Annotated in this window: 17 protein-coding genes; 6 read left to right on the top strand and 11 right to left on the bottom strand. The window is 55.8% G+C overall.

Going from position 1 to position 21,816, the window contains the following annotated elements:
* Positions 1-334 precede the first annotated feature (334 nt).
* Complete coding sequence (gene rhtA / locus AC19YQ_RS24115; protein ID WP_326397595.1) at positions 335-1,234, top strand: threonine/homoserine exporter RhtA; 900 nt, start codon at positions 335-337, stop codon at positions 1,232-1,234.
* A gap of 152 nt (positions 1,235-1,386) precedes the next feature.
* Positions 1,387-1,668 (top strand): hypothetical protein, encoded by a 282-nt coding sequence (locus AC19YQ_RS24120; RefSeq protein WP_133077888.1) that lies wholly within the window; start codon positions 1,387-1,389, stop codon positions 1,666-1,668.
* A gap of 49 nt (positions 1,669-1,717) precedes the next feature.
* On the opposite strand, the gene AC19YQ_RS24125 is transcribed toward AC19YQ_RS24120, so the two are convergent.
* The gene (locus AC19YQ_RS24125) at positions 1,718-3,538 is read right to left on the bottom strand and encodes a M24 family metallopeptidase (RefSeq protein WP_326397594.1); all 1,821 of its coding nucleotides are present in this window, start codon (positions 3,536-3,538) and stop codon (positions 1,718-1,720) included.
* A 59-nt stretch (positions 3,539-3,597) separates the two neighbouring features.
* Positions 3,598-4,767 carry a cysteine desulfurase family protein gene (locus AC19YQ_RS24130; protein WP_326397593.1) on the bottom strand — a complete coding sequence of 390 codons (1,170 nt, stop codon included), beginning with the start codon at positions 4,765-4,767 and terminating at the stop codon, positions 3,598-3,600.
* Positions 4,768-5,097: 330 nt separating this feature from the next.
* Between AC19YQ_RS24130 and AC19YQ_RS24135 the strand changes: the two genes are divergently transcribed.
* Positions 5,098-6,183 carry a sigma-54 interaction domain-containing protein gene (locus AC19YQ_RS24135; RefSeq protein ID WP_326397592.1) on the top strand — a complete coding sequence of 362 codons (1,086 nt, stop codon included), beginning with the start codon at positions 5,098-5,100 and terminating at the stop codon, positions 6,181-6,183.
* A gap of 199 nt (positions 6,184-6,382) precedes the next feature.
* Entirely contained in the window at positions 6,383-7,162 is a 780-nt protein-coding gene (locus tag AC19YQ_RS24140; RefSeq protein WP_219262110.1) for a TSUP family transporter, read from the top strand.
* On the opposite strand, the gene nudC is transcribed toward AC19YQ_RS24140, so the two are convergent.
* The 5 genes from nudC to gnd form a co-directional block, all read right to left on the bottom strand.
* Positions 7,130-7,960, bottom strand: a complete 831-nt coding sequence (gene nudC, locus AC19YQ_RS24145; RefSeq protein WP_500596108.1) for an NAD(+) diphosphatase — start codon at positions 7,958-7,960, stop codon at positions 7,130-7,132. The two genes, AC19YQ_RS24140 and nudC, sit on opposite strands and share 33 nt — an antisense overlap.
* Before the next feature lie 30 nt (positions 7,961-7,990).
* Positions 7,991-8,803, bottom strand: a complete 813-nt coding sequence (locus AC19YQ_RS24150; protein WP_326397590.1) for a crotonase/enoyl-CoA hydratase family protein — start codon at positions 8,801-8,803, stop codon at positions 7,991-7,993.
* A gap of 124 nt (positions 8,804-8,927) precedes the next feature.
* Positions 8,928-9,746, bottom strand: coding sequence for a Cof-type HAD-IIB family hydrolase (locus tag AC19YQ_RS24155; protein ID WP_326397589.1), 819 nt, complete (start codon positions 9,744-9,746; stop codon positions 8,928-8,930).
* A complete protein-coding gene (gene zwf, locus AC19YQ_RS24160) occupies positions 9,743-11,266 on the bottom strand; it encodes a glucose-6-phosphate dehydrogenase (protein ID WP_133077896.1) in 1,524 nt (507 codons plus the stop codon). Before zwf ends, AC19YQ_RS24155 begins: the two co-directional genes overlap by 4 nt.
* Entirely contained in the window at positions 11,263-12,243 is a 981-nt protein-coding gene (gnd, locus tag AC19YQ_RS24165; protein WP_133077897.1) for a phosphogluconate dehydrogenase (NAD(+)-dependent, decarboxylating), read from the bottom strand. The genes zwf and gnd overlap by 4 nt, the downstream gene beginning before the upstream one ends.
* Before the next feature lie 364 nt (positions 12,244-12,607).
* Between gnd and AC19YQ_RS24170 the strand changes: the two genes are divergently transcribed.
* Positions 12,608-14,350 (top strand): phosphoethanolamine transferase CptA, encoded by a 1,743-nt coding sequence (locus AC19YQ_RS24170; RefSeq protein WP_133077898.1) that lies wholly within the window; start codon positions 12,608-12,610, stop codon positions 14,348-14,350.
* A 141-nt stretch (positions 14,351-14,491) separates the two neighbouring features.
* Entirely contained in the window at positions 14,492-16,735 is a 2,244-nt protein-coding gene (locus AC19YQ_RS24175) for a TonB-dependent siderophore receptor (protein WP_338648531.1), read from the top strand.
* Between the two features lie 130 nt (positions 16,736-16,865).
* On the opposite strand, the gene AC19YQ_RS24180 is transcribed toward AC19YQ_RS24175, so the two are convergent.
* From AC19YQ_RS24180 to AC19YQ_RS24195, 4 genes are all read right to left on the bottom strand, one after another.
* Complete coding sequence (locus AC19YQ_RS24180; protein ID WP_133077989.1) at positions 16,866-17,351, bottom strand: GNAT family N-acetyltransferase; 486 nt, start codon at positions 17,349-17,351, stop codon at positions 16,866-16,868.
* 86 nt (positions 17,352-17,437) lie between these two features.
* On the bottom strand, positions 17,438-17,785 hold the full coding sequence (locus tag AC19YQ_RS24185; RefSeq protein WP_257622913.1) for an ANTAR domain-containing protein: 348 nt from the start codon (positions 17,783-17,785) through the stop codon (positions 17,438-17,440).
* Positions 17,778-21,050 carry an ATP-binding protein gene (locus tag AC19YQ_RS24190; RefSeq protein WP_500596109.1) on the bottom strand — a complete coding sequence of 1,091 codons (3,273 nt, stop codon included), beginning with the start codon at positions 21,048-21,050 and terminating at the stop codon, positions 17,778-17,780. Before AC19YQ_RS24190 ends, AC19YQ_RS24185 begins: the two co-directional genes overlap by 8 nt.
* Positions 21,051-21,674: a response regulator transcription factor gene (locus tag AC19YQ_RS24195; RefSeq protein WP_133077901.1), complete on the bottom strand. Its 624-nt coding sequence runs from the start codon at positions 21,672-21,674 to the stop codon at positions 21,051-21,053.
* Between the last annotated feature and the right edge of the window lie 142 nt (positions 21,675-21,816).

Here is a 21,816-nt window from a genome sequence, read left to right on the forward strand (position 1 = left end):
CAACCACTTGCGCTTTCGATCTCTCGTTAGCGGGAGGCGAATTCTACAGCGTTACACGCTGCTGTCAACACCTCATTTCCTGCTTCGATGACTTGAAGCTGACACTGCCGAAAACCAATCCAACTCACTGAAACTCAAGGAGTTTTCCGTTTCGACTGCGCCGGAAGTGGGCGCATTATAGGCCGCTGTAAATCTGAGTCAAGCATTAATACAAACTATCGACTTTATAAGTTTCATAGGCAGAAAATCCATATTGAATGCGCACTATATTGCACATCCAGAATTACCCAAGCATCATGCCTGTCTTTAAACCTTCTGCCAGGCACACCTATCAATGATAAAGCCCCCCCATAGCTTCGTAGCAACGCTATTCCCTGTTGGCTTGCTACTCATTGCCATGGCCTCGATCCAATCCGGCGCCTCGCTGGCAAAAAGCATGTTCCCTATTATCGGCGCACAAGGAACAACCAGCCTGCGCCTGACATTCGCCAGCCTCATCATGCTTCTGATACTGCGACCATGGAGAGCCAAGTTCACCACCAAGTCCTTGAAGACCGTGATCGTTTACGGGATTGCCCTGGGAGGAATGAATTTCCTCTTCTATATGTCACTGCGCACTGTTCCGCTGGGTATTGCAGTTGCTCTGGAGTTTACGGGTCCTTTGGCAGTGGCTATTTATAGCTCCCGCAGACCTATCGACTTTATATGGATCGGCCTGGCCATCACGGGACTCCTACTGCTCATACCCATTGGTGAAAGCGTTCAAGGCATTGATCCAACAGGCGCCGGCTACGCGCTAAGTGCCGGGGTCTGCTGGGCGCTGTACATCCTCTATGGACAGCGGGCCGGTGCGGACAATGGCGTTCAGACCGCAGCATTGGGCGTCATTATTGCGGCTCTGTTTTTCGCACCTATCGGGGTTTACCACGCAGGGGCGGCATTGCTGAACCCTGGTCTGATCCCAATAGCCATTGGTGTAGCACTCTTATCGACAGCACTGCCTTACACGCTTGAGATGATCGCTCTTACACGCATGCCCACCCGAACATTCGGCACTTTAATGAGCATAGAGCCTGCCTTTGGGGCGCTTTCAGGGCTCCTATTCCTGAATGAGGTCTTGTCGTTCACACAGTGGATGGCCATCTCTTGCATCATAATGGCCTCAATCGGTGCGACCTTAACGATGCGCAACCACTCAAAACCGATCGTCACCGACAATAAGCACGCCATTTAACTCTGCTCTGGTAATTAACTCTCATTTAAGGGATGTTTGTCCCTTGAGAATCACATGAACCGATTCCGGATAAGGATATCCACTAAAACCATGGGGAGATGGTCGCCGATTCTCGCATCCCGTAAATCCGACGCAAACGCTTAAGGACAGGAATGAAACGAATTTTGGTAGCTTTAGCCGTACTCGTTGTAACCGGCTGCGCAGCAACCTCGGAAACTGCCGTCAAGCATGGAAAACGAGGATTGCATATCAATTGCTCTGGATTGTCCTCATCGTGGAACAAGTGCTACGCCGAAGCCGTCAAATCCTGTGGAAGCAAGGGATACCGGGTGGTAGCCAAATCGGGCGATACCGCAGAAGAACCAGGGGACTATCCATTCGGCCTGAACCCAGCCGGCTATACCAGCCGCAGCATGATTGTTATCTGCAAGTAACGCCCCGCCCAGCCATGCCGTCGAGCGAGCCGACAGCATGGCAAGGAGATCAGGCAGTTATCGTAAGTGGTGCCGTACGCTCCAGCAGCCACTCAAGCGCAGACCCGACAAGGTGCGGGCTCAAACGCTCGCGAACCAGCGCATGATAGGCGTCAAACCATTCGCGCTCTTCCAGGGTCAGCAATGATGGCTCCAGACAGCGCGTGTCGATTGGGCACAGCGTCAGGGTTTCAAACTTCAAGAATGCCCCAAACTCCGAAGTTCCCGCCTCACGATTCAACACCAGATTCTCGATTCGCACTCCCCAACGACCCGGGCGGTATGTTCCAGGCTCAATCGAGGTAATCATCCCTGGCTGCATCGCAGTATGTGGTGCCGGCGCAGCCTGATACGCAATAACTTGAGGCCCTTCATGCACATTCAGGAAGTAGCCGACCCCATGACCTGTCCCGTGCCCGTAATCGACGTGCTCAGCCCAAATCGGCGCCCTTGCGATCGAATCCAGCAAAGGTGACAGGATCCCTTTTGGAAATTGAGCCCTGGACAAGGCGATCACACCTTTAAGCACACGGGTACAATCGTGTTTCTGCTCGCGGGTTGGCGTACCAACAGGGACCATACGCGTGATATCGGTTGTGCCTCCCAGGTACTGCCCACCCGAGTCGATCAACAACAAGCCATCACCTTCAATCACAGCATGCTCTTGCTCCGTTGCGTGGTAATGCGGCATTGCGCCATTGGCATTAAAAGCCGCAATGGTGTTGAAGCTTAACGATACAAAGCCGGGGCGGCGGGCACGAGCAGCGGTCAACTGCTCATCAATAGTCAACTCGGTAATGCGCTCACGCCCAAGGGCTGTCTCCAGCCATGCAAAGAACTCACAGAGCGCAGCACCATCCTGCTCCATAGCCTGACGGATATGGACCGCGTCCTCGAGGCTCTTCTGAGACTTGGCCAAGGTAGTTGGATTCAAGCCTTCAACCAGTTTCACCTCAGCCTGTAAATGACCGAGCAGCCCGCAGGTCACACGGGCAGGGTCCACCAATAGACGAGTTGAACCCGGCAAAGACGCCAGAGCCGCATTGATCTCAACGTAATCACGCAGCTCAACGCCATCAGCCTCAAGTGTCTCGCGCAGTTCGACACTGATTTTATTCAAGTCCAGAAACAAGGTAGCCCGCGAGGCCTCGACCAACGCAAACGAAACGAACACTGGGTTGAAGGAGACATCCGAGCCTCGCAGATTAAACAACCAGGCGATGTCATCCAGAGTCGCAATAAAATGTGCATCCGCCTGGCGCTGCTTGAGTGTTTCTCGCAACTGCGCCAGTTTTACAGCCCGACTGACCGTCGCTTGCGGCGGCAGATGCTCATAAACCGGCTGTACCGGCAGTATTGGACGATCATCCCAAACCTGGCCAAGCAGATCGATATCCGTACGTAAAACGGCACCACGCTCTTTAAGCTTGCTCTCGAGTGTGCGTGCAGAAGCCAGCGCGAGCACTGCGCCATCAACGGAAACCGTTGCACCTTCAGGTGTCTGCTCGGCCAGCCACTCCAGAGGCCCCGATTGCCCGGGTAACAGCTTGACCAGCTCAATGGTACTGCCCTTCAGCTCTTTGGCCGCCTGCTCCCAGTAACGACTATCAGCCCACACTCCGGCAAAGGTTGGCGTCACAATCAATGTTCCAACCGAACCGTAAAAACCCGACAGCCATTGGCGTCCTTGCCAATACGCAGGCAAGTACTCTGAAAGATGGGGGTCAGCCGAGGGCACCAGCAGCGCATATATACCGTTCTGGCTCATCAACGCCCGGGTACGCGCCAAACGCTCCACAACCGGTACTGGATTCAACGACTGAGTACTCATTCTGTCTCCTGCTTATCACTGGGTATTATTATTGGTCGCTAGTGATCATGGATCAGCCACTACCGTTGGGCAACCGCCCAAAACGGTGCCGGCGCGGCGACAGAAGCTTTAATCGCCTTCACTGCGGCATCTATATCCTGCTCGCTGGTGAAGCGCCCAAGACTCAGGCGGATTGTTCGGCTGGCTTTATCGGCATCATGCCCCAGGGCCAGCAGCACGTGGGACGGTGCATTACTCGCCGAGTTGCACGCTGAAGTTGCCGAGTACGCGAGGGAAGCACTCAGGATTGCGCTGTTGAAGTGCCCTTCGCTGAAGGTCAGGCTCAAGGTATGGGGAATTCGCTCTGTCGGACAGCCATTACATTGCAGCCCTTGCACATCGACCAACTGCTCAAGCAAGCGCTGGCGAAGTCCGCGAATGTGAGCCAGCTCCTGAGCAAATGACTCACTGGCCACTGCAAATGCAGCGCCCATGCCTGAAATTTGATGAGTCGCCAGGGTTCCTGAGCGCAAACCGGACTCATGCCCGCCACCATGAATCTGTGCCTGTAGCCGATCCTGCGCACGCGGCCCCACATACAAGGCGCCGATACCTTTGGGACCATAGATCTTGTGCCCCGAGAACGACATTAAGTCTACCGCCCACTCATCCAGGTCGATGGCAACCTTGCCCGCTCCCTGCGCGGCATCGACGTGGAACAGCGCACCATGCTCGCGGACCCGGCGCCCGATACCCGGAATATCGTTGACCGTGCCCAGTTCATTGTTGACCAGCATCAACGACACCAGCAGTGTGTCGTCGCGCAGAGCAGCATCTACCTGATCGGCACTTACGAGCCCATTGGCATCAGGGGCCAGATACGTCACCTCAAAACCCGCCTCTTGTAAAAAGCGTGCAGTGTCCAACACCGCCTTGTGCTCGATCTGACTGGTGATGATATGCCCGCGGGACTGACCACCCGCCTGGGCCACACCTTTTAGCGCCAGGTTATTGGACTCGGTCGCACCCGAGGTCCAGATAATCTGCTCAGGCCTGGCATTGATCAGTTTCGCGACCTGTTCACGGGCCAGTTCTACCGTCTGCCGGGCTTGCTGACCAAAGACATGGGAGCCAGAGGCCGGATTGCCAAAGTTGCCTTCAAAACCCAGGCAATCGACCATCACCTGAATGACACGAGCGTCCACGGGAGTGGTGGCCGCGTAATCGAAATAAATAGGTCGCTTGTTCATTGTTCAAATCCACTGAGCGCATTCCGGAAACAGGCAGTGCCTGGTTCCGGAGAGTGAAGCCACGAGAAAATGCGGCCGTTAGAGATAACCGATTGAGCCAGGTGAAAAAAGGTGCATTCGACAGGAAGGCCGTAGGATATGTCTCAAATCTGGGCTATCTGGAAAGCAGGAGCTTATAAAGCGCTAAAAGCAGGTCATCACGCAAGTCAGATATGCAATATCGATATATAAATATGGAATTAGGTTAGTTTACGGAATAACAAAATGACTTTATAAAGCAGCCTTCGGCTTTCCTTTTGTGGGCAGAGCCCCTGTTAAAAGGAGCTGTCAATGCAGCTTTTAACATTACCTGCCACCCCGGCACTGGCCACGTCCATACGCGCCACGGCACAAGTGTTTGAAGACCCCGCGTCCAAAGCCCTGTTGGCACACTTGCAACAGATAGCGCCCAGTGACGCCAGCGTACTGATCATTGGTGAAACCGGCACCGGCAAAGAACTGGTCGCCCGGCATATCCACCAACTCAGCCACCGTCACAACCAGCCATTTGTGGCCGTCAATTGCGGCGCCTTTGCCGAGTCATTGGTGGAAGCTGAACTGTTTGGCCATGAAAAGGGGGCTTTTACAGGCGCGCTGACTGCAAAAGCCGGATGGTTTGAAGAGGCCGATGGCGGCACATTATTTCTAGATGAGATCGGCGACTTGCCGCTGACCATCCAGGTAAAGCTGCTACGCGTCCTGCAAGAGCAGGAGGTCGTGCGGTTGGGCTCGCGCAAAAGCACACCGATCAACGTGCGCGTACTGGCTGCCACAAACGTCAATCTGGAACAGGCCATAGACGCCGGGCATTTTCGAGAAGATCTGTACTACCGCCTCAATGTCGTCAGCCTTGCGCTGCTCCCGTTACGTGAGCGCCCCGGGGATATCCTTCCGTTAGCCAGACACTTCCTTAAAACCTATCGCCAACGGCTGCCTCATGGACCAACGGCACTCAGTGAATGTGCCGAACACGTACTGATCCACCATCCTTGGCAGGGCAATATTCGCGAGCTTGAAAATGTCGTGCATCACAGCCTGCTCCTGTGCCGCAATCAGACCATTACGGTACAAGACCTGCGCCTGTCCCAATCACGCAGCAGACGCCAGGACTTCGCGCTGCAACAACCCGCCACGCATACCACCCGGGACTTGTTACAACGCGCCTTTCGGAAACTGTTCGAAGAAGAGCCGGGCGCCCTGCATGAAGCCGTTGAAGATACCCTGCTGCGTACGGCCTATGAGTTTTGCCATCACAATCAGGTACACACTGCAAAATTGCTGGGTTTGAGTCGCAACGTCACCCGAACACGCCTGATCAAGCTCGGAGCACTTTCAGTCAATGTTCGTCGCACGGAGCCCGACGCCCTCGCCTATTGAAAGCCTGCCCCCATCGCAGTTGCCTGACGATACCTCGGAACGTTTGGCAACATCGCTCGATACCGGGTTGGGCGACCCACGCGGGTTCAGTGGGTCCGATCAACCACAAAAGGCCTATCGCCGCTATTCACGCTTATCGGTAAGATGACGTCCTTCCTGCGCGTTTGCGCTGTACGTCCCGCCGAATTAAGTCGATCCCATGCCTTTTGAACTCAGCGTAGATTTGACCACCCTCGCCATTCTGGCCGCCGTTGCCTTTGTTGCCGGATTCATCGACGCCATTGCCGGGGGCGGGGGGCTGCTCACCACCCCTGCCCTGCTCACCGCAGGCTTGCCGCCACATCTGGTGCTGGGCACCAACAAGCTCAGTTCGACATTCGGCGCAGCCACCGCGAGCCTTACCTTCTACCGACGCAAACTGTTCCATCCTCGCGAATGGAAACTGGCCATTTTCGGAACCCTCGCCGGTGCACTGATCGGCGCAGTTGTCGCCCACTACATGCCCGCCGAATGGCTCAACAAAATGCTGCCGGTGATTGTTTTCGGTTGCGGGCTCTACCTGCTGTTTGGCGGCACGCCCAAAACGCCTGTCGACAACGACGCGCCGATCAAAAAGAAATGGCAACTGCCCCAGGGCCTGGGCCTGGGATTTTATGATGGCGTAGCCGGGCCGGGTACGGGCGCGTTCTGGACCGTCAGCACCATGCTGATGTACCCGGTCGATCTGGTGAAGGCCAGCGGTGTGGCGCGCAGCATGAATTTCGTCAGCAACATTGCAGCGCTGTCGGTGTTCATATTCTCCGGCCATGTGGACTGGGTGATCGGTCTGACCATGGGCTTTGCAGTCATGGTCGGCGCCTTCTTCGGCGCCCGCAGCGCAATCAGCGGCGGGGCCAAATTCATTCGGCCGGTGTTTATCACCGTGGTATTGGGTTTGACCGTGCGCCTAGCCTGGCAGCACTGGTTCGGCATGGCCTAAACGACGGGCTACATACAAGTCGATGAGATAACGCGCAATTGAGCGCGACGCCGGCAACGGCGGCAGCCGGTGCACATTGAACCACTGCGCATCTTCTATCTCGTCGGCCTGAGGCACGATATCGCCTCCCGCGTACTCGGCGTGAAAACCCAGCATCATGGAGTGCGGGAACGGCCAGCACTGGCTGCCCACATACTGGATGTTCCTGACTTCCACCTGCACTTCTTCGCGCACTTCGCGGATCAGGCAATCCTCGGCCGACTCCCCCGGCTCGGCGAACCCCGCCAGAGTGCTGTAGACCCCCGGCACAAAGCGCGGTGAACGGGCCAGAAGCACTTCATCGCCCCGGGTAATCAATACAATCATGCTGGGCGAGATACGTGGATAACTGCGCAAATCGCAGGCCGCGCAATACATCGCACGCTCCCTCGGCACCTGCGTCATGGCCTGCCCGCAGCTACCACAAAAGCGATGCTCACGAGCCCAGGTGCCAATTTGCGCGGCATAACCCAGCACCTTGTACAGCGTGTGGTCATCGCCCAGCATGAAGGCACGCAAGCCCTGCCAATCACAGCCCTCGACCTGGGCCGCACTTGCAAGCTCGAGCAGATACACCGGCTCGCCATCCAGGTGTCCGATGCCATGCTCCGCCAGCACAGCAAGGTCCTGGCGCTTGAGCCACTCCCGGGAAAAGAGCGGGCCATTGTGACTGATCAAGAACCCGTCGGGGCCGCGCGCCACGGCCCAGCCTCCAGTCAGGTCTGTATCCAGTACTGCCGTGATCCAACGCGGTGTCATTAAGTGATCCTTGTTCAGGTTACAAAGACGTCAATCCAGAAACTCGGGTTTTTGCTTGGTCATGTGCGCCGTCATCGCCAGCCGCAAGTCGCTGGACTGAAGCATCGCCGCGTTCCAGGTCGCAACATATTCAAGACCATCGTCCACACGGTGATCGCGCATATAGCTGATCATCTGCTTGGTGCCGGCAATGGCGATGGGGGATTTGCTTGCGATTTCCAGGGCAATTGCCATTACCCCGTCCAGCAACGCCTGATGATCGCTGTAGACGCGGTTGACCAGGCCGATAGCTCGGGCCTCATCCGCCGCGACCATCCGCCCGGTGTAAGCCAGTTCACGGAGCATGCCATCACCGATGATGCGCGGCAAACGTTGCAAAGTCCCCACGTCAGCGGCCATGCCCATGTCGATTTCCTTGATCGAGAACTGCGCATCCTCGGCGGCGTAGCGCATATCGCAGGCCGCGATCAGGTCAATCGCCCCGCCCAGGCAATAGCCCTGAACAGCCGCCAAAACGGGCTTGCAGCAATGATCCACGGCATTGAACGAGGCCTGCATTTGCAGAATCTTGCGCCGCAGCATGCGGGCATTACGGCCCACATCCTTGCCCATCTCATTGGCTACCGATGCCAGCAGCATCAAGTCGATACCGGCTGAAAAGTGCTTGCCTGCACCACTGAGCACGACAACCCGTACGGCATCGGTTTCATCAATCCACTGGAAGATCTCGATGATCTCGGTCCAGAACGCCGCGTTCATCGCATTGACCTTTTCAGGCCGGTTGATCTGAACGTGGGCAATGTTGCCGTTTAACTCAACCTGAAAAGCCTGGTAGTCGGACATAACCTGAATCCTTTATGGGGCGCTGTCGCCGCTCAATGAGCGGCGGACTATAACAAGCCTGACCGGCCCCAGGCAGGCCGCGATTGCGCCAAACTACGGACAAAATGACCTGCCTGAATAGCCCTCAACGCTGCAGGATCAAACGCTCTATCACCTGGGCAACGCCGTCTTCGACATTGCTGCCAGTGACCTGCATCGCCTGCTCGCGAACCTGCGCTTCGGCCTGCCCCATGGCGATCGACAGCCCGGCACGATGGAACATCGCAGGGTCATTGCCGCCGTCGCCGATCGCTACCGTACGCTCAAGGGGCACACCCAAATGCTCGGCCAGCGCTGCAAGGGCATCGCCTTTGTTGGCCTTGAGTGCAGTGATGTCCAGATAACGGGCCTGCGACCGGCTGGCCGATGCCTCCCCGCTCAACACCTGCTGCAGACTCTGTTCAAGCTCCACCAGCAGTGGCGCATTGCTGGTAGTGGCCACGATCTTGTCCACTCGATGCAAATAAGGTTCAAAGCTCTCTACCACTAACGGCGCATAACCCAGCCCCTGTTGTTCGTGGGCAACCATCGGGCCCAACGGATCGCGCAACAGCCACTCATCGTCAGCAAACACCCAGATTTCAACGTCATGACCGGACAACAGGGCCAGCGTCTTCAACACCGCCTCGTACGGCACATGATGGGACTGCAAATAGCTGCCATCGGCGTTTACCAGCACTCCGCCGTTGAATCCTGCAGTGGGCAATTCAATACCCAACTGCCGGATATACTCGCGCATGGCCCTGGGCGGGCGGCCGGTAGCCAGGGTGAAATGAATGCCTGCAGCCTGCAACGCCTTGACCGCAGCCAGGTTGCGCGGGCTGATGGTGTGGTCGGGCAACAGCAAGGTGCCATCCATGTCGCACAGCACCAATTCAACGGAGTCCAGCTTCACGTCACTCATCCTATGTTGAGCCAGACGCGACCATCGCGAGCCAGCAACTCTTTGGCCGCCTCCGGGCCGTCTTCCCCGGCCTTGTAAGGCTGAACGTCAGTGTGTTCACGCCACGCATCCAGAAAAGGCTGCACACCACGCCAGCCGTTTTCAATATTGTCGGCACGCTGGAACAAGGTCTGGTCACCGGTGAGGCAGTCGTAAATCAACGTCTCGTAGCCTGTGGAAGGCTGCATTTCGAAGAAGTCCTTGTACGCAAACCCCAACTCGATATTGGCCATTTTCAGCCCGGGGCCCGGGCGCTTGGCTTGAAGGTCAAACCACATGCCTTCGTTGGGCTGGATCTGGATACGTAAATAATTGGGCTGCAAACGTTCAACCTCGGTGTCGCGGAACTGTGCATAAGGCGCAGGCTTGAAACAGATGGCGATTTCAGTGTCGCGCGCACTCATGCGTTTGCCGGTGCGCAGGTAGAACGGCACACCGACCCAGCGCCAGTTGTCGATCATCACCTTGAGCGCCACAAAGGTTTCAGTGCTGCTGTCAGCAGCCACGTTGTTCTCTTCGCGGTATCCCACGACCGGCTTGCCGCAGGACTCACCCTGGGTGTACTGCCCGCGTACAGAATTTTTCAACGCATCTTCTTTCGACCAGGGGCGGATTGCTCCAATCACCTTGGCTTTTTCACCGCGCACTGCATCGGCCCCAAAGGCTGCGGGGGGCTCCATCGCCACCATCGCCAGCAGTTGAAACAAATGGTTGGGCAACATGTCGCGCAAGGCGCCGGTGTGTTCGTAAAAACTGCCACGTGTCTCGACCCCGACGGTTTCAGCCGCAGTGATCTGCACATGGTCAATGTAATGATTGTTCCAGAAGGCTTCGAAAAGCCCGTTGGAGAAACGGCTGACCAAAATATTCTGGACGGTTTCCTTGCCCAGGTAATGGTCAATCCGGTAGATCTGCTTCTCGCTCATGACATTGAGCAGGCACTCATTCAATGCTTGAGCTGTCTGCACGTCAGAGCCAAAAGGTTTTTCAATGACGACCCGGCGAAATGCATCGGGGGTTTCCTTGAGCAACCCGCTGGCACCCAGCCGCTGCACGACTTCGCTGAAAAAGCGTGGTGCAGTGGCCAGGTAGAACACCGCATTGCCAGTGCCGCTGGCGATGATTTTCTGCTCCAGCGCCCCGTAGGTGCTGTCATCCAGAAAATCGCCCTGCACGTAGCTGATGTTCTTCGCCAACGAGGCCCACAAATCGGCATTCAAGCCTTGCCCGTCAGGATGATCCACCTTGCTGGACGCTTCATTGCGAATGAAGTCCTCCAGCTTTTTGGCAAAACCCTCATCACTGATCCCATTGTGGTCAACGCCCACAATGCGCAGGCCACCGTCCAGTAAACCGTCACGACTCAAGTTGTACAGCGCAGGCATCAGCAAGCGCTTTACCAGATCACCGTGGGCACCAAACAAGAACAGAGTGGTGGGCGGCGCGGGCTTGGCGTCAGGTTTACTGGACAGATCAATCATTTTTTAGACGTCTCCACATGGCCACCGAAACCAAAGCGCATGGCCGATAGCATTTTGTCGCCATAGAGGCTTTGCTGGCGCGAACTGTAGCGGGCAAACAGGGCTTGCGACAACACCGGAACCGGCGTCGACTGCTCCATTGCAGCTTCGATGGTCCAGCGGCCTTCACCGCTATCTGCCACGGCGCCTGAGTAGCCATCCAGCGGCTCATCAGTGGCCAGGGCATCGGCAGTCAAATCCAGCAGCCAGGACGAAACAACGCTACCACGACGCCATACTTCGGCAATATCGCCCAGGTTCAGGTCAAAGCGCTGCTCTTCAGGCAGGTTCTCACCGCCCTTCATCTTCATCAGGTTGAAGCCTTCGGCGTAAGCCTGCATCAAACCGTATTCAATACCGTTGTGCACCATCTTCACGAAATGACCAGCACCTGCCGGGCCCGCATGGATATAACCACGCTCGGCACGATCGTCGTCAGATACACGGTCCTTGGTGCGCGGGATGTCACCCATGCCCGGGGCCAGCGCTGCAAACAGCGGGTCCAGGTGCTTCACGACAGCGCTGTCTCCACCGATCATCATGCAATAACCGCGCTCCAGGCCCCACACGCCGCCCGAGGTACCGACGTCAACGTACTGGATGCCCTTTTCGGCCAGAGACTGCGAACGACGCATGTCATCTTTATAGAAGGTGTTACCGCCATCGATGATGATGTCATCGGCGTCCAGCAGCTGGCTCAGGGTCTCGATGGTGTCTTCGGTCGGCGCACCTGAAGGCAGCATGACCCAGACAGCACGGGGTTTGGCCAGGCCTGCGACCAGCGCTGGCAAATCGGCAACGCCGGTGGCGCCTTCCTGTTCCAGAGCGCTGACAAAGTCGGTATTGCGGTCAAAAACCACGGTTGTATGCCCATTGAGCATCAGACGCCGTGCGATATTCCCGCCCATACGGCCCAATCCAATAATTCCCAACTGCATGTACTGTTGCTCCCAACGACAAATAAATAGGTGTACAGCACCTTAGTGCAACATTGCCCAAGGTGCCCGGTCAGGATCAGTCCTGACACATGGTGCATAGTTTCGCACAAGGTGAAGGGCAGATTCCCGATTCAATACACTCAACAGACGGACGAAGCAGCAAAGATTGCAAAACCAATACCCCTCAAGGTCGCCGAATGCGCCGACACACCCCCCGCAAGCGCAGCTATTGGCGACAAAGTTTTCACATGCACTTGGAGATACTTGAACACTTTGTGGCTGCTCTTTCGTGAGGCAGCCCCCATGTGTTGTGCCTGATTAATAGGCAACAACCATTCAAGTCAGTTATCAGCTGGAGCGCTGTATGGGGATGTTTAAACGCAGCAACACGTCTGCGAAAGGATTTGACTGGGCCGGCCTGGGTTGGCTGTTCCTGTTCTTCTGGTATTTTTCCGGCATCACCCAGCTACTGATCCAGCTGACCGGCACCTCCGGCTTCTCGGGGTTCCGCCAGGCCTTTGTGATGAGTGCCGTCTGGTTGGCCCCTATGCTGATGTTTCCCAAGCACACCCGCGTAATGGCTGCCGTGATTGGCGTCGTGCTGTGGGCCTGCTCGATGGCAAGCCTGGGCTACTTCTTTATCTATCAGCAAGAATTCTCGCAAAGCGTCATCTTCATCATGTTCGAATCGAACATCTCCGAAGCTGGCGAATACATGACCCAGTATTTTGCCTGGTGGATGGTGCTGGCATTCGTGGCCCATACCGCTTTCGCCGTGTTCCTGTGGTCACGCTTGCGCCCGGTGTACCTGCCCCGCGTGCAGGCCTGGGCTGCAGCGGTTGCCATACTGGTGGCGGTTATCGGTTACCCGCTGATCAAACAGACAATGAAGCACGACTCTATGGCCTCCGCCATGGAAAGCTTCGAAAGCCGTGTCGAACCTGCAGTGCCGTGGCAGATGGTAGTGGCGTATCGCCGTTATCTGGAGCAACTGGATAACATGCAAGGCATGCTGGCCAGCGTCAGCAAGATTCCGCCCCTGACCAACCTCAAGGACAACGAAGCCGGCAAGCCAACCACCCTGGTGCTGGTCATAGGCGAATCGACCAATCGCCAGCGCATGAGCCTCTATGGCTACCCGCGCGAGACAACGCCAAACCTCGATAAATTGCGCGATCAACTGGCGATTTTCGACAACGTCGTCACTCCACGGCCCTACACCATTGAAGCCCTGCAACAAGTGCTGACGTTCGCTGACGAAGAAAACCCGGATCTGTATCTCAGTACTCCGTCACTGGTCAGTGTCATGAAGCAAGCGGGCTACAAGACTTTCTGGGTCACCAACCAGCAGACCATGACCAAGCGCAACACCATGCTCACCACCTTCTCCGAGCAGGCTGATGAACAGGTCTACCTCAACAACAACCGCAACCAGAACGCTCGCCAGTACGACGGCGATGTCATTGAGCCGTTCAACAAGATCCTGGCCGACAGCGCCCCGCGCAAACTGATCGTGATCCACCTGCTCGGCACCCACATGAGCTACCAGTACCGTTACCCGCCGACCTTCGACAAGTTCGTGGACCGTACCGGTGTGCCAGCCGGACTGACCGACGACCAGGTACCGACTTACAACAGCTACGACAATGCCGTGTTGTATAACGATTTCGTGGTGTCGAGCCTGATCAAGGACTTCGCCAAGACCGACCCCAACGGCTTCCTGTTGTATCTGTCCGACCACGGCGAAGATGTATTCGATTCGGTCGGTCACAACACCCTGGGCCGTAACGAAGCCAAGCCGACAGCACCGATGTACACCATTCCGTTCATGGCCTGGGCATCGCCAAAATGGCGTGAAAACCACACCTGGAATTTCGCCAGTGACCTCAGCCGTCCTTACAGCAGCTCGCAGTTCATCCATACCTGGACTGATCTGGCCGGCCTGAGTGCCGATGAACTGGACGACAAGAAAAGCCTGGTCAGCGATCAGTTTGTCGCCCGCCCGCAACTGATTGGCGACCCGTACTCGCGCCCGCAGAAAGCCTTGATCGATTTCAGCCTGATCAAGCCTAAACCTCCGGCTGCAGGCAATGTAGCCAAGCAATAAATAACCTGCAGGGCGCCAATGGCGCCCTGCTCGTTTTCAGGCACACACATCACAAATAATTCTCATTACCCCTAAACCTTCTCCTTGTCATTCGTTTGAAGCACTAGACAACTTCATAACAACGACAAGGAGTCGGCAGCGATGTTCGCGCCATTTACCCGTTCCATGACCCTGACACTCGGGCTTATCGGCACTACCGTCAGCCCGCAATTGTTGGCAGACACCGAGCAGGATGACGTAGAGAAAACCTCCCGTTCACTGGAACTGGGCAGTACCAGTGTCACCGCCCAAGGTCTGGGCGCCAGCACCGAAAATACCGGTTCCTACACCACGGGCTCGACCAGCACCGCGACCAAACTCAACCTGAGTATTCGCGAAACTCCGCAGTCGATCTCAGTCGTCACCCGTCAGGAGATGGATGACTTCAACCTCAACACCCTGACCGAGGCCATGCGCCATACCACGGGGATTGTGGTGCAGCACAACGACTCCGACCGGGTCAGTTATTCGTCACGCGGCTACACCATCTCCAATTTCCAGATTGACGGGATGCTCAATACGTTCAGTTTTATGAAGACTGATGCCGACACCATCATCTACGACCGAATTGAAGTGGTGCGCGGCGCCACCGGCCTCACAACCGGCGCGGGCGATCCGTCGGGCACCATCAACATGATCCGCAAACGCCCCACCCACCAATTGCAGGCCAAGGCCGGGGCAACAGGCGGCAGTTACGATGACTATTACAGCTATGTCGACGTGGGCGGCCCGCTGGCTTTCGACGGTCGTTTGCGCGGGCGCACCGTGTTGTCTTATCGCGACAGCAAGTCGTTTCGCGATATCTATGCACTCAAGCGTGAAGTGGCCTACGGCATTCTGGAAGCAGACCTGACCGACACCACCCTCCTGGCAGTGGGTTACGACTACCAGGACAAACAGGTAAAAGGGTCGTCCTGGGGGACCACTCCCTATTGGACCGGTTCGGGCGAGAAAGCCAAATTTGGCCGCTCAACCAACCTAGCCACCTCCTGGAGTTCATGGCCGATGAAGGACAAGACCGCCTTCGCCACCCTGGACCAGCAACTGTCCAATGACTGGCACCTCAAAGCGGCCTATACCCATCGCACCAGTGACGCCGAAGGCAAGGTCTACTACGCCGGGGGCGGTTTCCCCAATGCCGATGGCACAGGTATGTCGGCCTATAACAGCCATTTTATCGGCGAAGAAAAAATGACCGCCGTCGACGTCAATATCTCAGGCACTTACCCCTTGTTCGGGCGTGACCACGAGTTGATGGTGGGTTACGGCCAGGCCAAAAACGACAACACGTCACCCTTGATGATTAACCTCAACCCAGAGACCTACGACACCATTCCAAACTGGCAGGACATGAGTTCGATTCCCAAGTATCAGGACTTTAATACCGGCATTGAGGGCAGCCAAAACATCGTCAAACAAAAGTCCGGTTACCTGGCTACACGCTTCAACCTGACGGATGAATGGCATGCCGTACTCGGCACCCGTTATGGCAGCTGGAAAAGCTCCAACGCCAACACCGTGTTTGTTGAGAACAATTCAGGCCCTCTCAAGCACACAAAAGTCAGCCAGACACAAAACGACATCATTACGCCTTACGCGGGCTTGCTGTATGACTTCACCGAGGAGTTGACGGTCTACGCGAGCTACACCGATATTTTCAAACCTACAACCAACAAGGGCGTAGGCGATGCTTATCTTGAACCGGTGGTGGGTAGCAATTATGAACTGGGCTTGAAGGGCAGCTTCTTGCAAGAACGCCTCAACCTGTCGACAGCCGTGTTCTGGAGCAAGCAGGACAACGTACCGGAAATCGACGACTCAGTGCCTCGCGGCCCCAAGGGCGAGGAATATTACAAATCCGGTGGCAAGGGCAACAAGATCAATGGCTTTGAGGTCGAACTGGCCGGTGAGGTCATGCAGGACTGGAACATGGTCGCCGGTTACACCTACACCCATTCACGCAACGCCGCAGGCCAACGCATGAATACCGCGTCGCCATTGAATCTGGTCAAGATTTCGAGCACCTACCGCCTGCCAGGTGAGTGGAATGCCATGACCGTGGGCGCCGCCGTCAACTGGCAAAGCGATATCTATCGCGCTGCCAACCGTCCTACCGGACAGAAAAATGCAGCGGGTTATCCGATCACCTTTAAAGAAGACATCACCCAAAAGTCCTACACCCTCGTCGACCTGATGGCCCGCTACACATTCGACGAACACGTCTCGGCATCATTGAACGTCAAGAACCTGCTCGATCAGAAGTATTACGAAAACGTCGGCTTCTATAACGGCGTGTTCTGGGGCGAACCGCGAACGGTGAGTGTTGGCCTGGAGTGGACGCTCTAAACCGGAGCTTTATCAAGCACAGCGGGAGCAGGCTTGCTCGCGATGCAATCGCCGCGGCAAGCCTGAAACACCGCCCCACCTGCATGACGGGCAAGCACCGTTCCCGCAGGACGTGTGAAACCCGCCGCGCTTACAAATATTTGTTCCAGAACATCATGCGCCCGTGAGCAGGGTCGAGCTGACCATCGCTGAAACCAAACTTGCGATAGGAACCTTGAGCCACGGGGTTGCCCTCAAGCACTTCCAGGGTGATCTTGCAGCAGCCTCGCTCACGGGCAATGTCTTCGACCTTGAGCAACATTTTCTGACTCAGGCCCAGACCGCGAAACGTATCCACCACTGACACATCATGTACGTTGACTAACGGTTTGCCAGCAAACGTCGAAAAACCTTCAAAACAGTTCACCAGACCTGCCGCCTCGCCGTTGACGAACGCCAGCACGCTAAACGCATGAGGGCGTCTGGCAAGCTCTGCCGGCAATTGCGCCAACACGTCCTGCGACAACTCTTCACCTCCACCCATGGGGTCTTTGGCGTAGTGGTTCAACACGTCTCTCAGCGCTTGAGCATGAACCGGGTTTGTATAATCAGCTTGAACTACCACGACATCCGACATTACGGGCATTCCTCGACCAATCCTGGTTCTGTTTATGAGAACACCAGACCTTAGCGCGGCCCCTGTGAAGCACACAAGTATCCGTTTCAGGGCAAGTGCGTGGAATCAAGCATCGACATCCGGGTGGCGAGCTGATTTGAAAAACTCTCAGCATCCGTATAAATCAGTACATGGCGAAACTGCGAATTTTCCTTGTGGAATTGAGCTTCATCCGCAATGCCCCCTCCTGCCATTTTCTGGCTGATCAGCAGCACGTCATACTCATTGGTCCGGGCTGCTCTCAAGCTCACCAAGGCCTCAGGGTTGTACAAAGGCGCGATCCGGTAATAGCCCAGAAGGTTAAGAGCCCTTTCCATTTTCAGCGCTTGTACTGGATCATCATCGGCAATCAATATTCGTAATGTTTTTGTTGGCATTTTGGCCTCGTCATTCATGAGACTCATCGGCTTGAGCATAACGGTCCAGCTCGTCGGCCAGTTGCTCCATGCTGTAGTGCAGTGCATCGACAGCACCAGCAAGACCTTGTGGTTCCGCCATCCTGCAAATCTCTTCCAGTTGCTCGCAACACTCAATCAGCTTCCTGGCTTGAATGAGCTTGCCTCCTCCTTTGACACCATGTGCCAGAGCACTCAATCCCTCATAATCATCTTTCACAAACAGCTCGATCAGTGCGCCGAGGTCCTGGCGATTACTGATGGCCAGTTCAGCGAGCAGTTTGTGGACCACCCCATCATCACCTTGGCTCAACTGTTTAAGATAAGTCAGATCAATCTGCCCGTCAGACTCATCGGCACTCTTGCCTGATGGCCCCTGCGGTACCCCAGACGCCAGGCAGGCACTCAAGTCCTTCAAACTGATGGGCTTGAACAAGCATTGATCCATTCCAGCTTCCCGGCAACGCACAGCTTCCTCTGGTTGTGCGTTGGCCGTAAAACCAAAAATCTGGCAGGGCGCTCGCCCCAACGCGACCTCCTCTGACCGCACTGCCCGTGCCAGCTCATAGCCATCCATGACCGGCATGGAACAATCAGTGATGACCACGTCAAACTGCCCCATCCGCCATGCCTTCAGACCCAGCGCACCATTTTCGGCGTCGGCCACGCGGTGCCCCAGGTAGCTGAGTTGTTGGGCCAGCAGCATCCGATTCGCCGGATAATCATCCACCACCAATACATTCAGCGAGCGTGTGCTCCCGACTTCTTGCTGCGCCTCGTCGACGGCGATTTCTTCAGGTTCAAGCAATGGCACCACCATCGTGATCTCAACCTGAGTTCCGGCCCCCTGCACGCTACTGAGGTGCAACTGCCCGCCCATCATTTCGCAGAGTTCACGGCTAATCACCAAGCCCAACCCTGAGCCACTACGCGCAGACTGGGTGTTGTTGCTGGCCTGAACAAATGGACTGAACAGTCGAGACTGGTCTTCGTCAGAAATACCGACGCCCGTATCCTCAACGCGCAAACACACCGACACCTGCTGCCCATCGTGAGCAGGCTCTACGTTCAGTTTCAGCCGAACTGCGCCCACATTCGTGAACTTGATGGCATTGCTCAACATGTTGGAGACGACTTGTTTAAAACGCATCGGATCGATCATGACATCTGTGTCCGACGCAGGGCTCAATTCGCATATCAGGCTCAAGTGCTTCTGGCGTGCAAGCCCATCGAACATCCGTGCCACGGCCTCTACCAGGGACTTGAGATTGGAGCGCTTGGGGGTCAATGACAAATAACCGGATTCAATACGCGCGATATCCAGAATATCGCCAATCAAGTCGAGTAACTCGCGGGCCGAGACGGATGCCACTTCGATTGCAAACCGATCCATGACACCCTGGTCGGCTTTTTTCATGGCCAGTTCAAGCATGCCGATTACCGCATTCATGGGTGTGCGTATTTCATGACTCATGGTCGCCAGGAATGTTGTCTTCGCCCGATTAGCCTCATCGGCACTTTGTTTGGCGACGTTCAACTCGTTCATTAACTGCTGGCGCCTGGCAATCACTCGCTGCAAGTAAGTAATCCAGGCAACCGCCACCAAGAGCAGGGCCGCCGCAATGGCGAACCCTTGAATAATTGCCGCACGATTACGCAGCCAATAGCTTTCAACGACGGGTATGTCAGTGCGCCAACGGCCGGTCAGCTCACTCATTTCTCCTGGGGTAATGCTCATGAGCGCCTTGCCCAGAATGGAGTTCAGCTGCGGATCATTGCTGGCTGTGGCAAAGCCGATCTGCTCGGGTTGTGTGCCTACCGTGCTGGTGATTTGCAGCTGTTTACTAAATCGCCTCGAGACCAGATAGCGTGCACTGACCAGCGCACTGACCGCCGCATCAGCTGCGCCTTCTGCCACCATGCTCAGGGCCGCAGGAGGGTTGTCAGCCTCCACCACCTGAATGCCGGGGTAGTTCTGCTCAATAAACTCGCGCAACACGTTGCCCCGCACCAATGCCACCCGCCGGCCCGACATTTCATCCAGGGTTTCAGGCACATCAGAACCAATACGGGTGGTCAGCACAAAAGGCGTTGTGAGGTAAGGTCTGGTAAAGCGCAGTTGATTCTCTCGGGCAGTACCGCTCGTGATCCCTCCCAGCATGTGTGCCTTGCCCGAACTGACCAGCTTAACCCCCTCAGCCACCGTGCTCTCGCGCACGGCTTCGAACTCAAGTCCTGTGTGTGCACTGATCTTGGTTAACAGATCAGCAATCAAACCCTTGAACGTGCCCTGCTCATCAAAGAATGACAACGGTACAAACTGATCATTGATCGCCACCTTTATCCTGGGGTGCATAGCCATCCATCGTTGCTCGCCAGGGCTGGGGTTAAAGCGCCAGGGGTTGGTGATTTGAGGCCCGTCGGAGCTCCAGCGCCGCAGGATCGTCATGCGCGCACTGGGCGGAATCACCGCCAGCGCTGCATTAACAACGCGCAGCAATCTGGGGTTATCGCGGCGTACCGCAAAAGAGAACGGGTTGTCTTCCAGCCTGGAAAAGTCAGCCAGTTGCACGTTGTTCAGGTAGTTTTTGTTGATCAGGTAATTGGCACTGATGTAATCCCCGAGGTAGACGTCGGCCTGGCCAAACGCTACGGCGCCGATCGCCGTCAGGGTTGAGGGATACAACTGCAAGGTAGCCTTGGGGTAAAAATCCTTGACCTTTTGGGGCGGTAAATAGTGATCAAGCATGGCCACACGCAACCCTGCCAGATCGACAGGTGGACGCTCACGATTACTGATGCGCGTCACCAGCGCAGGCGAATCGTCTGCGTAGGCAAGGCTTAGCACCAACTGGGGATCTTGTGCCTCGAAACCATTGGAGCTGCTTAATAAGTCCAGCTCGCCCTGCTTGAGTGCTTCTATCGCCAACGGCCTCGAGGGATACCGTTTGACCTCAATATCGATGTGCAGCAACTGTGACAGCAACTGTGACAGCAACTGCGCATAATCGGCGGTCAAGCCTTCGAAGTCCTGGCCATTGACGGCCAGGTCAAACGGACCGTAATCGGGGGCCGAGATGCCAAGACGCAAGGGGCCCTGTTGTTTGAGCCATTGCACTTCGGAAGGCTCAAGTACCACGCTGTACTCTTCAACACTCGAACGTCCCAACAGGCGCAATGTCTGCACCGATGTTTCAGCGGCTGCGACGTACTGGCCAAGGACAAGCAGCAGCCCAGCAAGTCCCAGACATGCAAGAGTTTTCAATTAAATCAAATCATTGCGCTTGGCAAAATCTGCCAAATAAACGACCGACTTTATATTCAACTTCTCAATCAACCTCGCCTTGTAAGTACTGATGGTCTTACTGCTCAATATCATGTCTTCAGCAATCTTCTTGTTACTCAAGCCACGGGCGAGCTGTTGCAATATGTACAACTCCCGGGCCGACAAGTGCTGAATCAACTCAACGTCGCTCATGTTTGCATCACTGTTGCGTACCGAACTGGCCGCCAGGTACGGAAAAAACGTGTAACCATCCATGATTATTTTCACGGCCCTCAACAACTCGGTGAGATCCTGGCTTTTACTGATGAACCCTGCCGCCCCGGCTTTCATGCACCGTTGGGAATAAAACAGGGGGGACTGAGACGTCAGCACCAGAATACGGGTGTCCAGCCCTGCGACCCTGATTCGATTGATCACCTCCAGGCCATCAAGGCCGGGCATGGTGATATCCAGGACAATCAGGTCAACATGATGCAAACGCGCCAATTGAACAGTGTCAGTGCCATTGGCCGCCTCAGCCACGACTTCATAACCCTGGCTTTCCAGCAGTACTTTCATGGCTGACCGAATAAGTGAATGATCATCCGCAATCAACACTTTCATACATTTAATCCTCCGCTAGTGTCGTGAGCGGTTAGTTTATTTTCTAACGTACCACGATATACTGTGCACCCCTCGCCCCGAGATGGTTCCAGGCATGCCTCGTCCAATTGCTCCCTTTGCACTACAGCCCGCCGACGTTCTT

This window comes from Pseudomonas sp. MF06569, assembly GCF_059862735.1.

Coding starts and splice junctions, on each gene's coding strand:
- AC19YQ_RS24135 (WP_326397592.1), top strand. CDS start 5,098: ATGCAGCTTTTAACATTACCTGCCACCCCGGCACTGGCCACGTCCATA.
- AC19YQ_RS24125 (WP_326397594.1), bottom strand. CDS start 3,538: ATGAGTACTCAGTCGTTGAATCCAGTACCGGTTGTGGAGCGTTTGGCG.
- AC19YQ_RS24150 (WP_326397590.1), bottom strand. CDS start 8,803: ATGTCCGACTACCAGGCTTTTCAGGTTGAGTTAAACGGCAACATTGCC.
- AC19YQ_RS24130 (WP_326397593.1), bottom strand. CDS start 4,767: ATGAACAAGCGACCTATTTATTTCGATTACGCGGCCACCACTCCCGTG.
- gnd (WP_133077897.1), bottom strand. CDS start 12,243: ATGCAGTTGGGAATTATTGGATTGGGCCGTATGGGCGGGAATATCGCA.
- AC19YQ_RS24180 (WP_133077989.1), bottom strand. CDS start 17,351: ATGTCGGATGTCGTGGTAGTTCAAGCTGATTATACAAACCCGGTTCAT.
- AC19YQ_RS24155 (WP_326397589.1), bottom strand. CDS start 9,746: ATGAGTGACGTGAAGCTGGACTCCGTTGAATTGGTGCTGTGCGACATG.
- AC19YQ_RS24175 (WP_338648531.1), top strand. CDS start 14,492: ATGTTCGCGCCATTTACCCGTTCCATGACCCTGACACTCGGGCTTATC.
- nudC (WP_500596108.1), bottom strand. CDS start 7,960: ATGACACCGCGTTGGATCACGGCAGTACTGGATACAGACCTGACTGGA.
- AC19YQ_RS24140 (WP_219262110.1), top strand. CDS start 6,383: ATGCCTTTTGAACTCAGCGTAGATTTGACCACCCTCGCCATTCTGGCC.
- AC19YQ_RS24120 (WP_133077888.1), top strand. CDS start 1,387: ATGAAACGAATTTTGGTAGCTTTAGCCGTACTCGTTGTAACCGGCTGC.
- AC19YQ_RS24170 (WP_133077898.1), top strand. CDS start 12,608: ATGGGGATGTTTAAACGCAGCAACACGTCTGCGAAAGGATTTGACTGG.
- zwf (WP_133077896.1), bottom strand. CDS start 11,266: ATGATTGATCTGTCCAGTAAACCTGACGCCAAGCCCGCGCCGCCCACC.
- AC19YQ_RS24185 (WP_257622913.1), bottom strand. CDS start 17,785: ATGAATGACGAGGCCAAAATGCCAACAAAAACATTACGAATATTGATT.
- AC19YQ_RS24195 (WP_133077901.1), bottom strand. CDS start 21,674: ATGAAAGTGTTGATTGCGGATGATCATTCACTTATTCGGTCAGCCATG.
- rhtA (WP_326397595.1), top strand. CDS start 335: ATGATAAAGCCCCCCCATAGCTTCGTAGCAACGCTATTCCCTGTTGGC.